At 60.1% G+C, this 13245-nt stretch carries 13 protein-coding genes; all 13 read right to left on the bottom strand.

The genetic code is table 11. The features are described 5' to 3' along the window. Positions 1 to 15 precede the first annotated feature (15 nt). Positions 16 to 1248 carry an NADH-quinone oxidoreductase subunit E gene (locus BM174_RS13150; protein WP_093924322.1) on the bottom strand — a complete coding sequence of 411 codons (1233 nt, stop codon included), beginning with the start codon at positions 1246 to 1248 and terminating at the stop codon, positions 16 to 18. A 132-nt stretch (positions 1249 to 1380) separates the two neighbouring features. Then, entirely contained in the window at positions 1381 to 2628 is a 1248-nt protein-coding gene (locus BM174_RS13145) for an NADH-quinone oxidoreductase subunit D (RefSeq protein WP_093924321.1), read from the bottom strand. A gap of 1 nt (position 2629) precedes the next feature. Further along, on the bottom strand, positions 2630 to 2797 hold the full coding sequence (locus BM174_RS21085; RefSeq protein WP_177209480.1) for a hypothetical protein: 168 nt from the start codon (positions 2795 to 2797) through the stop codon (positions 2630 to 2632). Continuing rightward, positions 2794 to 3402, bottom strand: a complete 609-nt coding sequence (locus BM174_RS13140; protein ID WP_093924320.1) for an NADH-quinone oxidoreductase subunit C — start codon at positions 3400 to 3402, stop codon at positions 2794 to 2796. Before BM174_RS13140 ends, BM174_RS21085 begins: the two co-directional genes overlap by 4 nt. Positions 3403 to 3426: 24 nt before the next feature. After that, a complete protein-coding gene (locus tag BM174_RS13135) occupies positions 3427 to 4044 on the bottom strand; it encodes a NuoB/complex I 20 kDa subunit family protein (protein ID WP_245766367.1) in 618 nt (205 codons plus the stop codon). Then, positions 4035 to 4400, bottom strand: a complete 366-nt coding sequence (locus tag BM174_RS13130) for an NADH-quinone oxidoreductase subunit A (RefSeq protein ID WP_093924319.1) — start codon at positions 4398 to 4400, stop codon at positions 4035 to 4037. The genes BM174_RS13135 and BM174_RS13130 overlap by 10 nt, the downstream gene beginning before the upstream one ends. A 168-nt stretch (positions 4401 to 4568) precedes the next feature. After that, on the bottom strand, positions 4569 to 5591 hold the full coding sequence (locus BM174_RS13125) for a fatty acid desaturase (RefSeq protein ID WP_093924444.1): 1023 nt from the start codon (positions 5589 to 5591) through the stop codon (positions 4569 to 4571). Positions 5592 to 5692: 101 nt separating this feature from the next. Next, entirely contained in the window at positions 5693 to 6475 is a 783-nt protein-coding gene (locus tag BM174_RS13120) for a crotonase/enoyl-CoA hydratase family protein (RefSeq protein WP_093924318.1), read from the bottom strand. Between the two features lie 2 nt (positions 6476 to 6477). Next, positions 6478 to 7332 (bottom strand): hydroxymethylglutaryl-CoA lyase, encoded by an 855-nt coding sequence (locus tag BM174_RS13115; RefSeq protein ID WP_093924317.1) that lies wholly within the window; start codon positions 7330 to 7332, stop codon positions 6478 to 6480. 36 nt (positions 7333 to 7368) lie between these two features. Continuing rightward, complete coding sequence (locus BM174_RS13110; protein ID WP_093924316.1) at positions 7369 to 8037, bottom strand: glutathione S-transferase family protein; 669 nt, start codon at positions 8035 to 8037, stop codon at positions 7369 to 7371. After that, positions 8034 to 9986 (bottom strand): acetyl/propionyl/methylcrotonyl-CoA carboxylase subunit alpha, encoded by a 1953-nt coding sequence (locus BM174_RS13105; RefSeq protein WP_093924315.1) that lies wholly within the window; start codon positions 9984 to 9986, stop codon positions 8034 to 8036. The genes BM174_RS13110 and BM174_RS13105 overlap by 4 nt, the downstream gene beginning before the upstream one ends. A gap of 133 nt (positions 9987 to 10119) precedes the next feature. Then, positions 10120 to 11724 carry a carboxyl transferase domain-containing protein gene (locus BM174_RS13100; RefSeq protein WP_093924314.1) on the bottom strand — a complete coding sequence of 535 codons (1605 nt, stop codon included), beginning with the start codon at positions 11722 to 11724 and terminating at the stop codon, positions 10120 to 10122. After that, entirely contained in the window at positions 11721 to 13244 is a 1524-nt protein-coding gene (locus tag BM174_RS13095; RefSeq protein WP_093924313.1) for an AMP-binding protein, read from the bottom strand. Before BM174_RS13095 ends, BM174_RS13100 begins: the two co-directional genes overlap by 4 nt. Position 13245 lies beyond the last annotated feature (1 nt).

Raw genomic sequence — 13245 nt, 5'->3', positions numbered from 1 at the left:
CTAAAGGTTAATCGTTCAGTCTGCGTCCTCGTCCGTTTTTTTGCCTGCGCCCGCTGTAAAGCTTTGTGCCTGAGACACCCAATTGTCACGGCTGGCCCGACCTTTGAACCCTTGCAGGTTCTGATCAACCCAGGCAATCTCACCCTCGCCCCAATTGCCGATCTGGTCGTAGTGGTAGAACCCCATATCATTCAGCATGGTCTCCAACTTGGGACCCACACCTTTGATCAGCTTAAGATTGTCTGCGCCTGTCGCGCGGGCCGCTTTCAGACCACTGGGCTTGGTGCCCGGCTCTGCTGCCAGCTTTTTTGCGCGAGGGGCAGGATGGCCTGCCACGTCTGTTGTCTCATCGTGCTCGGGCTTGCCAGTGGCAGTGCCTTCGGGCGCTTCGCCGGGCGTTTCGGAATACTGGTCAGAGCTGTCGCCGCGCTCCCGCTCGACACCATCAACCGCGTCAATCGCATCATCGCCCGCAACCGACGAGCCGGCATCCGGCCCGAGTGGTCCGTCCATTGGCGGATTTTGGTCGTCGTCGGCGCCACTAGTCTGCCAAGGCGCAGTCAGCGGCACTTCGGTCCCGTCAATACGCTTGACGGTGTCGCCGATATCAACTGCAAGCTGGGCGCTCGCATTGTACTGCGTGCGCCCGCTCTCATGCTCGCTCAAGCTGGTGAGACCGCTCAAGGGCTCGGAGGCGAACCGGCCATTTTGCGGACCGGGCACCGGCACCTTACCAGCGGCGAGTTCGTCAATGATTTCGCTCAGGCGTTCGGTCGTCAGGTCTTCGTAATAGTCCTTGCCGATCTGGGCCATCGGAGCGTTCGAGCAGGCCCCGAGGCATTCGACTTCTTCCCAAGAGAACTTGCCATCAGCGCTGACTTCGTGGGCACGGGAGGCGATGCGGTCTTTACAGACCGCCATCAGGTCTTCTGCGCCACAAATCATGCAGGACGTTGTGCCGCAAACCTGAATATGGGCAACGCTGCCAACAGGTTGCAGCTGAAACATGAAGTAAAATGTCGCCACTTCAAGCCCGCGAATATAGGCCAGACCCAGCATTTCGGACACATGTTCGATTGCGGGACGGCTAAGCCAGCCCTCTTGCTCCTGCGCGCGCCACAACAGCGGAATGATCGCGCTGGCCTGACGGCCCTCGGGATATTTTGTGATCTGCGTTTCGGCCCACTTTTGATTGGCGGGGGTGAAGGCAAAGCTGGCGGGTTGGTCAGGGTGGAGACGACGGAGCATCAATTCGGGCCTTCGTACGGGCGGAGACGGCGGGAGCCTCCGGCGGGAGTTTTCTTGGTCAAGTGAAGACGGGGCGCGGCGCGACCCATCACGCGTGTTTTGTATCAGGCTTGGCGGTATGGTGCGGGAAGCTCATCGGTCAATCTCCCCGAACACCACGTCCATTGTGCCGATAATGGCGGCGACATCCGCAAGCTGGTGGCCCTTGGAGATATAGTCCATCGCCTGCAAGTGCAGAAAGCCCGGCGCGCGGATCTTGGCGCGATAAGGTTTATTGGAGCCGTCGGCCACAAGATAGACGCCGAACTCACCCTTGGGCGCTTCGACAGGGCAATAGACCTCGCCTGCAGGCACGTGGAAGCCTTCGGTGTAGAGTTTGAAGTGGTGGATCAGGCTTTCCATATCCGTCTTCATCGCAGTACGCGATGGCGGGGTGATCTTACCGCGGGCCAGCACATCGCCCTGCCCTTCGGGAGCACGCAGTTTTTCAATGGCCTGCTGAATGATGTAGACCGACTGGCGCATCTCTTCCATCCGCACGAGGTAGCGGTCAAAGCAATCACCGTTCTTGCCGACGGGGATCTGGAAATCAAACTCGTCGTAGCATTCGTAAGGTTGCGAACGGCGCAGGTCCCACGCGAGGCCGGAACCACGCACCATCACGCCAGAAAAGCCCCAATCGAGGATGTCCTGCTCGGTCACGATGCCGATATTGACGTTGCGCTGCTTGAAAATCCGGTTCTCGGTCAAGAGCTCGTCGATATCGACCATGAAGCGGGTCATGAATTGCTGGCTCCAAGCCTCGATATCATCGAGCAGCTTGGGCGTAACGTCCTGATGCACACCGCCGGGGCGGAAGTAGGCTGCGTGCAATCGCGCACCGCTGGCGCGCTCATAGAACACCATCAGTTGTTCGCGTTCCTCAAAGCCCCAAAGCGGCGGGGTCAACGCGCCGACGTCGAGTGCCTGTGTGGTCACGTTCAGCAAATGGTTCAGCACCCGACCGATTTCGCAAAACAACACGCGGATAAGGCTGGCGCGGCGCGGCACCACGACCCCGGTGAGCTTTTCAATGGCCAGACACCAAGCGTGTTCCTGGTTCATCGGGGCCACGTAATCCAGCCGGTCGAAATACGGCAGATTTTGCAGGTAGGTGCGGCTTTCCATCAGCTTTTCGGTGCCACGGTGCAGCAAGCCGATATGCGGATCACACCGCTCGACGATCTCGCCGTCAAGCTCAAGGACAAGGCGCAACACGCCGTGGGCCGCAGGGTGCTGAGGGCCGAAGTTAATGTTGAAATTGCGGATCTTCTGTTCACCGGTGAGCGCGTCTGTCGACCCGTCGTCATAGGTGTTGGTCCGGATATCGCCGTCCATCATGTCACAACTTCTCCAACTCTTGCAGCTTGATCCCCATCCACCACAGCAGGCCAAGCGTGCCAAAGGGGATCAGACAGGCAGCTGCCCAATATTTGTGAATCCCGAAATGCGGCAACAACCGTACCATCGGAATGGCCGTTAAGGCCGACAGGATGAGCCACCAGATCATTTCGGCGCATCAGCCTTGTCATCACCCGGCAGGATGTACTCGGCACCCTCCCACGGGGACATGAAATCAAACTGGCGGTACTCCTGCACCAGCTTCACCGGTTCATAGACAACGCGCTTTTGCACCTCGTCATAACGCACTTCGGTATAGCCCGTTGTCGGGAAGTCCTTGCGCAGCGGATAGCCGCGAAAGCCGTAATCGGTGAGGATGCGACGTAGATCAGGGTGGCCGGAAAACAGGATGCCGAACATGTCGAAAACTTCGCGCTCGAACCAGTTGGCCGAGGGGTGCACGTCGGTCAGCGACGGGACCATATCCTTTTCGCGCACGGCCACGCGCAGGCGAATGCGGTGGTTCTGGTACATGCTGAGCAGGTGATAGACGACGTCAAACCGCTTGGCGCGGCCCGTGTAATCGACCGCGGTAATGTCAACCAATGTCGAAAAACGGCAGGTCGCATCGCCTTTGAGGAAGTCGATCAGACCGGCAATATTGGTCAGCGTGACATCCATGTTCAACTCGCCCTGCGAGATGTCCCAGCCCAGCACACAGTCGGGGCGTTTGGCTTCAATATAGCCGCCAAGCTCCTGAAGATGGTCACTCATCGCTGGTTCCTTTCCAACACGCGCTCATCGTACGATTGTCCCTGTCCGGCGCATTTTGCGCTGCAATTGCAGGATACCGTAAAGCAATGCCTCTGCCGTTGGCGGGCATCCGGGCACATAGATATCGACCGGCACGATCCGGTCACAGCCGCGCACAACGCTATAGCTGTAATGGTAATAACCGCCGCCGTTGGCGCAGGACCCCATCGAGATCACATAGCGCGGTTCTGGCATCTGGTCGTAGACCTTGCGCAGCGCGGGTGCCATTTTGTTGGTCAGCGTGCCGGCAACGATCATCAGGTCGGACTGGCGCGGTGAGGCGCGCGGCGCCGTACCAAAACGCTCAAGGTCATAGCGCGGCATCGAGGTGTGCATCATCTCGACCGCGCAACAGGCCAGACCAAAGGTCATCCAGTGCAGCGAACCGGTGCGCGCCCAGTTAATGATGTCCGCCGTGGAGGTGACAAGAAAGCCCTTGTCCTGCAACTCGGCGTTCAACGACTGGGTCGCCACATCGCGGTCAAAGCCGGCTTTGTTCACAGCCACAGGTGCCTGAGCGGAAGGGCCAGATTTAACGCGGTCGCTTTGATTGCCGCCCATGCCCATGGTGTCGGTCACGCGCGGTGTTTCGTTCACTGCCATTCCAGCGCCCCTTTCTTCCATTCATAGGCAAAGCCCGCTGTCAGCACGCCCAGAAACACGATCATCGACCAGAAGCCGACCATGCTGATATCTTTGAATGCAACGGCCCAAGGAAACAGGAAAGCGATTTCGAGATCGAAGATGATAAACAGGATCGACACCAGATAGAAGCGCACGTCGAACTTCATCCGCGCATCGTCAAAAGCGTTAAACCCGCACTCATAGGCGCTGACTTTTTCAGGGTCGGGATTGCGCACCGCAAGGATCACCGCGGCAAGGATCAAAACGACCCCCAGCCCGATAGCAACGGCCAGAAAAACTAGAATCGGTAGGTATTCCCGCAGCATGTCGTCCAAGGGGAGGCTCCTTTAGCGTGGCACGGCCTTTACAACACGCAAAGGCCATGAGGGGCAGACTTGCAAACGGGTTTAGCGGGGGTGGTCGGCAGGGTCAACGGGATGCGGCGGTGAAAGGTGCCTAACTGGCACCCTGCCCGACCGGGTTTTACCCCGTTCAGGCCCGTTTTATGCCGCGAGACGCCGCGCTGCAGCGAATGAAACCAGCTTGCGGCTTTTTTCATCCCAAAGATCGAGGCTAGCACACTTGAAGCTTTCCATCAGCGACATCCGCGCGTGAGTCGCCAACTCGCTATGATCACGCACAACTTCGGTCAACCGGTAGAACGGAATCCGCGCATATAGGTGGTGCACATGGTGGATACCGATATTGGCGGTGAACCAACGCAGGATTGGTGGCAGATCATAGTGCGAGCTGCCGTGCAGGGCTGCTTCGTGCACTTGCCAGTCCGGCGCGCTGTCCCACTGGGTATCCTCAAACTGGTGCTGGACATAAAACAGCCAGACACCGACCGAGGCCGCCACCAGTGTGGAAGGCAAGAACACCAGAAATAGCGCCTGCCAGCCGCCAAACCAGACGATGATCGACAGGATTGCAACGATACCCGCGTTCGTGGCCATAGCCGAGAACCAGTATTTACGCTGCCCCATCAAGCCAATCGGCAGACGGTATTCGAGAAAGAAAAGATAGGCCGGGCCAATGCCGAACAACACCAGTGGATGACGATAGGCGCGATAAAGGAATCGCCCCCAAGCGCTGCGCTGGTGATATTCTTCGATAGTCAGGGTCATCACATCTCCAATGCCACGGCGGCCCAGATCGCCCGCGTGGCTGTGGTGAATCGAGTGGGTCCGACGCCAGACATCATAAGGCGTCAGCGTAACCACACCCAAAATCCGGCCGATCCAGTCGCTTGCCGTCCGGTTGCCCAGAAACGAGCCATGGCCGCAATCGTGCTGGATGCAGAACAGCCGCACCAGAAAGCCGCCGTTCAGCGCCGAAATCACAAAGGCGCCGAGATAACTGTATTGTGCGACCCAGCAAGCGGCGACCCAAAGGGCCACAAAAGGAATCATGCTGACGCAGAGTTCAAAGATGCTGCGTGCGGTACTGGGTTCGCGATAACGCGCCAGCACCGTGATCCAATCACGGGCGCGCGTAGGTGTTTGGGATGCTGAGATGTCTGACACTGCCTGCTTCAACCTGTTTTTCCGTACCGGATACCCTAAACCAGATAGTTGGCAAGCTTAAAGGAAGGGTTGACACGCATGTGATTGCCGCCATCGGCGGATCATCGCACCCAATTGGCCGCCCGTTTGTCGAAAAATGCGCCAATTCCCTCGGCGGCTTCCTCGGTTTCCCAACGTGCGGACAGCGCGGCGATGGTATGCGCCACAACTTCGTCATTAATGCGCGGCCCCAGATCACGCGCCAGTTTTTTGGCTGCGGCCACGGCACCGGGTGCGCAGGAAAGGTACGGGACCACCTCACGCTCGACTGCGGCGTCAAGCTCTGCCGCTGGCACGGCGCGGGCCAGCAGATCCAGATCCACCGCCTCGGCAGCACCAAAAAGCCGCGCCGACATAAACACACGCCGCGCCCGCCCCTCGCCCATCCGCGCCAGAACGTAAGGCCCGATGGTGGCGGGAATGATACCAAGCCGGGTTTCAGTGAAGCCCATCTTGAGCGTATCAACACCGATCGCGACATCACAAACCGCCGCCATCCCGACGCCACCGCCCAAGGCATTGCCCTGCAAGCGCCCGATCAACGGTTTCGGCAGCGCGTTCAGCACACCGAGCATGGTAGCCAGCTTCCCAGCCTCCGCCGCCCGTGTGGCGCTGTCCATATCGGCCTGTGCGCGCATCCACCCCAGATCGGCACCGGCACAGAACGACTTGCCCGCACCCGTCAGCACAACCACCCGCACCGCATCATCGCCGCCCAATTGCGCGGCAGCGGCCGTGAGGTCGGCCATCATCTGCGGCGACATGGCGTTGTGTTTGTCAGGGCGGTTCAGGGTCAAGGTCGCAACCCCGCGTGCATCGGTGTCGATCGTGATGGTCTCGTACATGCTTAGCCCCGCATCGCGCGCGCCATAGCGGCGGCCTCTTCCAAAATTTCCTGATTTAAACCAGTCTTGTAGCCTAGGGTCTTAAGGTGTTTATTGACCGCTTCAGTGGCGACATTACCTTCTGCACCGGGCGCAAAGGGGCAACCGCCCAGACCGCCAACCGCCGCATCGAATACCCGCACCCCCAAGGCAAGGGCTGCATCAATATTAGCCATCGCCCGCCCGCCGGTGTCATGAAAATGCCCCGCCAAACGACCTGCTGGCACAACGTTGCGCACGGCCAATAGCATCTTTGCAATACTAGCAGGTGTGCCCGCGCCGGTCGTATCGCCGAGCGAAATCTCGTAACAGCCCATCGAGAATAACCGGTCGGCCACTTTTGCGACCTGCTCGGGTGCCACTGGCCCGTCATAGGGGCACTCCACCACGCAGGAGACATAGCCCCGCACCGGCATATCTATGTGACGTGCCTCCTCCAGTATCGGTGCGAAACGCTCAAAGGCTTCGTCGATACTGGCGTTTATGTTCTTCTGGCTGAACCCTTCAGAGGCTGAGGCGAAAATTGCAATCTCGTCCGCGCCCGCCTTACGCGCATCCTCATAACCCCGCATGTTCGGCGTAAGCGCAGCATAGCGCACGCCCTCGGCCCGCTTAATCCCCGCCAGCACCTGATCAGACCCGGCCATCTGCGGCACCCATTTCGGGCTGACAAAACTGGCACATTCAATCCGCGAGAACCCTGCCTCGCTGAGCTTGTTCACCAAGGCGATCTTCTCCGCCACCGGTATATCGCGTTTTTCATTCTGCAACCCGTCGCGCGGGCCAACCTCAAAAATCTCGCATGGTCCTAGTGTCATATGGTGTCCCTTACGTTGCAGAATGATCGGGCCGATTTATTCAGCCATCGGCCAAGGTGGGTAGAAATCTTCGGTAAAAAGCGTGCGTTCGTCCGGCAGCGACTTGATGAAGCTCTCGCGCTCGGTGATCCTTTCGTACCATTCGGCAACCGACGGGTGCTTGTCCAGCTTGACGAAAAATTGCGCCATGTAAACCGCTTGCCCGACCGAGATATCAACAGCCGAAAAACCCGAGGTCAAAAGATAGTCGCGGTTTTCGACGGGCGTACTCAGCCGTGCCTCCAATGCATCGTAGCATTTGCCGATCCGCGCGGCCTCCAGTTTCATCACAATCGGGCTGCGCATGGCATCCTCGCGCAGCGCGATGTGTTGCTGTGTCAGAGCAGCGGTATGCTGGCTGATGGTTTCCGCAAAATGCAGCCACACCAGCCACGCCATCCGGTCAGGGCTGCCGACCGAACGGCCCAAACGATCGGGGCTAAAGCGCTCACACAGGTATTGGGTAATTGCGCCGGTCTCGAACATCCGCTCGCCGTCAATCTCCAGCGCCGGTACCCGCCCCGCAGGCGATAGGCTAAGAAATTCCGGATCGCGCAAGCTTTTGTCAAAGGCATGCCCGCGCAGTTGGAACGGCTCGTCCATCTCGTTCAACAGCCACAACGTCCGCATGGAGCGGGTTTGCGGCGTGTGGTGTAAAACGATCATGCTGCCACCTCTGCGTCGTCAGCGGGTTCAAGCCGGATCAGCGCCGCCCCCGCTTCGACCTGGTCGCCTGCTGCGGCCAGCACCTCGGCAATGACACCATCCCGCGCCGCCAAAAGCGCATGCTCCATCTTCATCGCCTCTAGTACCGCGAGCTTGTCACCCTGTGACACGGTCTGCCCGACCTTCGCCGTAACCGACCGGACCAACCCCGGCATTGGTGCTTCGATCAAATTGCCATCCCCCTGTGCGCCCGCCGCGCGGTCGAGCGGATCAATCACATCAAAGGCCAGCCCGTAGCCGTCAAACACCGTGACAATCCCGCCCGCCTTGACCACATGCGGCGCGGGCTGGCCATCGACTTGCCAGCGCCCCTTGATCCGCTCGGCTTTGACCTCGTGATCGCCAAGCGTCCAAAGCTGTACCAACGGTGATAAAACCCGCACCTTCAACATCTGCTCCTCACCGTCCCGCGCCAGCAAAACCTGCCGCCGCAAGGGCCGCCAGAGGGTAAATCCGGCCTCGGCCATCGGTTCAAGCAGATCGAGCGCCGCCATGCCCGCCACAACAATATGGCGCGCCGCGACCTCCGGTGCGGCGGTCAAGCTCTCAATATCCCGCGCGATCAAGCCTGTATCGACCTCGCCACGCACAAAACCGTCATGGCTGGCTAATGCGCCCAAGAATGCCAGATTGGTCACCGTTCCAGCCACCTCACAGCCCGCCAGCGCCGCGCGCAACCGCGCCAGCGCCACATCGCGGTTGGGCCCGTGCACGATCACCTTGGCGATCATCGGATCGTAGAACGGCGAAATCGTATCACCCGCCCGCACGCCCGAATCCGCACGCGTCTGATCAGTGAAGGCCAGATGCGTCAGCGTGCCTGTCGCTGGCAAAAACCCTTTCGGCACATCCTCGGCATAAAGCCGTGCCTCAAACGCATGCCCGTCAATCGTGAGCGCGTCTTGCCGCATCGGTAAGTCTTCCCCAGCCGCCACGCGTAACTGCCAAGCCACCAGATCAACGCCTGTGATCGCCTCCGTTACCGGATGCTCAACCTGCAATCGGGTGTTCATTTCCATAAAATAGAAGCCATCGGCGCTTAGCCCGCCGGAGCCGTCGACGATGAATTCTACCGTGCCAGCACCGGCATAGCCGATCGCCTCGGCAGCACGCACCGCCGCTTGGCCCATCGCTTCGCGCACCTCGGGGGTCATGCCGGGCGCAGGCGCTTCTTCAATCACCTTCTGATGACGGCGCTGCAGCGAACAATCGCGCTCGAACAGATGCACCGCCTTGGTGCCATCGCCAAAAACCTGCACTTCGATATGGCGCGGCTGGGTCACGAATTTCTCGATCAACACATCCGAATTGCCGAACGCAGTCTTGGCTTCCGAACGGGCACTGTCCAATCCCTCTTGAAACCCGGAGGCGCTCTCCACCATCCGCATACCTTTGCCGCCGCCGCCTGCAACCGCCTTGATCATCACCGGAAAGCCGATCTCGTCAGCCTGTCCTGCTAGAAACCCGTCATCCTGATTGTCGCCGTGATACCCCGGCACCACGGGCACTCCGGCCTCAACCATCAGCGCCTTGGCGGCATCCTTCAAACCCATCGCGCGAATTGCTTTTGCGGATGGACCGATAAACACCAAGCCAGCCGCGACAACCGCTTCCACAAAATCAGGGTTCTCCGACAAAAACCCATAGCCTGGATGGATCGCCTGCGCGCCCGTATCAAGCGCCGCTTGAATGATCACATCGCCCTTCAGGTAGGACTCCGACGGCGACGAGCCCCCGATGTGCACCGCACGGTCCGCCATCGCCACATGCTTGGCGCCGGCATCCGCGTCCGAATACACAGCTACACAGCGCACCCCCATCGCCTGCGCTGTTTCCATCACCCGACAGGCAATCTCGCCCCGGTTCGCAATCAAGATCGTATCGAACATGCTCACACCCGTCTTTCTATTCTAACTTCATTTGGCCTATATGTTCCGGGCGAGCGGTCCGCAGGCAGCGAGGGCAGCGCCCCCTGCTTCGCCATTCGCAAAACCAACCCACACCCGAAGCGTCGCCCCATTCTCACATTCGGAACAAGCCAAAGCGCGTCGGCTCGATCGGCGCGTTGAGGCTGGCACTCAGGCTCAAGAACAACACATCACGGCTTTGGCGCGGGTCAATGATCCCGTCGTCCCACAACCGCGCCGAGGCATAAAGCGGATGCGACTGTTCTTCGAACATATCAATTGTCGGCTGCTTGAACGCGGTCTCTTCCTCTTCGGTCCAAACCTCGCCGGCGCGCTCCAGCGCATCGCGTTTGACAGTGGCCAGAACGCCCGCCGCCTGGGGCCCGCCCATGACCGAAATCCGCGAATTCGGCCAAGTCCACAAGAACCGAGGCCGATAGGCGCGCCCGGCCATGCCGTAATTGCCCGCCCCGAAGGAGCCGCCAACCAGCATGGTAATTTTCGGCACATTGGTCGTCGCCACAGCCGTGACCATCTTGGCGCCATGCCGCGCGATACCCTCGTTCTCGTACTTACGGCCCACCATGAAGCCGGTGATGTTTTGCAAAAAGACCAGCGGGATATTGCGCTGCGAGCAGAGCTCGACGAAATGTGCACCTTTCTGGGCCGCTTCCGAGAACAACACCCCGTTGTTCGCAATAATCCCGACAGGGCAGCCTTTGACGTGCGCAAAGCCTGTCACCAAGGTCTCCCCGAAGCGGGATTTGAATTCGTCAAACCGGCTACCATCAACCAACCGCATGATTACTTCGCGGATGTCATAGGGGGTGCGCAAGTCGGCAGGCACCACGCCGAGCATCTCGGACGGATCATAGGCAGGCTCTTCGGGGCTTTCCCATTGCACGGTTGCGGGTTTGGCACGGTTCAAACCTGCCACCGCGCGCCGCGCCAGCGCCAGCGCATGGGCGTCATCTTCGGCCAGATAATCCGCCACGCCCGACAGGCGGGTATGAACGTCACCGCCGCCCAAGTCCTCGGCCGAGACGACCTCGCCCGTCGCTGCCTTCACCAAAGGCGGACCGGCAAGAAAGATCGTGCCCTGATCCTTTACGATAATCGTCACATCCGACATCGCCGGCACATAGGCGCCGCCTGCGGTGCACGATCCCATAACAACCGCGATCTGCGGAATGCCTTTGGCGCTCATCCGCGCCTGGTTGTAAAAGATCGCACCGAAGTGGTCGCGGTCGGGGAAAACCTCGTCCTGATTGGGCAGGTTCGCGCCGCCGCTATCGACCAGATAGATGCACGGCAGATGGTTGGCCTCGGCGATCTCTTGGGCGCGCAGGTGCTTTTTGACGGTCATCGGATAGTAGGTGCCGCCTTTCACCGTGGCGTCGTTGCAGACCACCATGACCTCATGGCCTTGCACCCGCCCGATACCGGCGATCACCCCCGCACAGGGCGCAACCCCGTCATAGAGTCCGTGCGCCGCAACTGCGCCAATCTCCAGAAACGGGCTGCCCGGATCAAGCAGGTTCGCCACCCGTTCCCGCGGCAGCATCTTGCCACGGCTGGCATGGCGGGCGCGGGATTTCTCACCGCCGCCCAAGGCTGCGGCTTCGGCTGCCTCGCGAACGGGCATCATCGCCTTGAGATGCGCCATTTCGTTCGCCTTGAAGCTTTCGGAAGATGGCAAAGCCTGTGATTTCAACTTCATGTGTTATCCTCGTTTTCCCGCGCCGCCATGCGCTTTAGTTCTTTGCGGATGACCTTGCCTGTGACGGTCATCGGCAGCGCCTCAAGAAAGGCTATTTCTCTTGGGTATGAATAGCTTGCGAGCCGTTCTTTAACCCAGTTCTGTAATTCTTTTGCATCTGCCGTCGCGCCGTTGCGCAAGACCACATAGGCTTTTACCACTTCGGTGCGCAGCGCGTCGGGCTTGCCCACCACGCCACAGGTCGCCACATCGGGATGCGCAAGCAGGCAGTCCTCGATCTCGGCGGGGCCAATGCGGTATCCGGACGAGGTAATTACATCATCCTCGCGGCCTACAAAACACAGGTAATCCCCCTGCCACCGGCCGCGGTCTCCGGTGACCATCCAAGGCCCTCGGAACTTGTCGGCAGTCTCCTCTGGCCGGTTCCAGTAGGCCAACATCATGGACGCCGATCCCTTGCGGATCGCGACATCGCCTTCATCCTGCGTCGGCTGCCCATCTGCATCAATCACTGCAATCTGGTGCCCCGGCACCACCTTGCCGATACTGCCCGGACGCGCCGCGAAATCAGCCCCACAACTGCTCGCGACCATGTTACATTCGGTCTGGCCGTAAAATTCGTTGATATTGAGCCCGAAGGCCCGCCTGCCCCATACCAACATTTCGGCTCCCAAAGGCTCGCCGCCGCTAGCAACCGAGCGCAGTCCGGGTATCTGCGTTTCCGCCGATTTGAGCATCCGCAGCGCCGTTGGAGGGAAAAATACGTTGCGCACATCGCCCGCCGTGATGATATCGGCACAGCCTTGGGGGGAGAACTTCTCCATCCGTGCGGCGACCACCGGCACACCGAGCGCCAGCCCCGGCATCAACACATCAAACAACCCGCCAATCCACGCCCAGTCGGCTGGGGTCCAGAGGCAATCGTCGGGCTGACCCAGATGATCATGGCTGACCGACACACCCGGCAAATGGCCTGTCAGCACGCGGTGCCCGTGCAGTGCGCCCTTGGGGGTGCCCGTAGTGCCTGAGGTATAGATCAGCACCGCAGGATCATCGGGGCCGGTTTCGGCGGGGGTCACGGGGGCCCCGTCAATCCCGACCTCGGCAGCGATCCACGGATGGGCGATGCCGTTCAGCATCGCAGCGCCTTCGAAATCGGTGAGCACCACAGCGCAGCCTGCATCCTCGATCCTGCTGGCCAAAGCGTCGCGCCGGAACAATTTGAACAGCGGCATCGAGATCGCGCCCGCCTGCCAGATCGCCAGATGCGCCGCGGCGCACCATGGCGACTGACTGAGCAATACACCGACGCGGTCTCCGGCTATGATCCGGCGTTGCAAGGCGCGGGTCAGCCCGTCGGCCATTTCGGCAAGCTCGCCAAAGCTCACATCGCGCCGCTCCGGGCCTGTCAGATCGATGATCGCCACAGCATCGTCTGGCTGGGCCAGACATTGCTGCGCCATGTTCAACTGCGCAGGCAGATCCCATGAACCATCGCTCTGTAGGCCCGGATATCGCATC

This window comes from Sulfitobacter brevis, from assembly GCF_900112755.1.
In the GTDB taxonomy this organism is placed as follows: domain Bacteria; phylum Pseudomonadota; class Alphaproteobacteria; order Rhodobacterales; family Rhodobacteraceae; genus Sulfitobacter; species Sulfitobacter brevis.
Note: the sequence above shows the minus strand (reverse complement) of the source record. Positions and strands in the feature narration are given on the sequence as shown.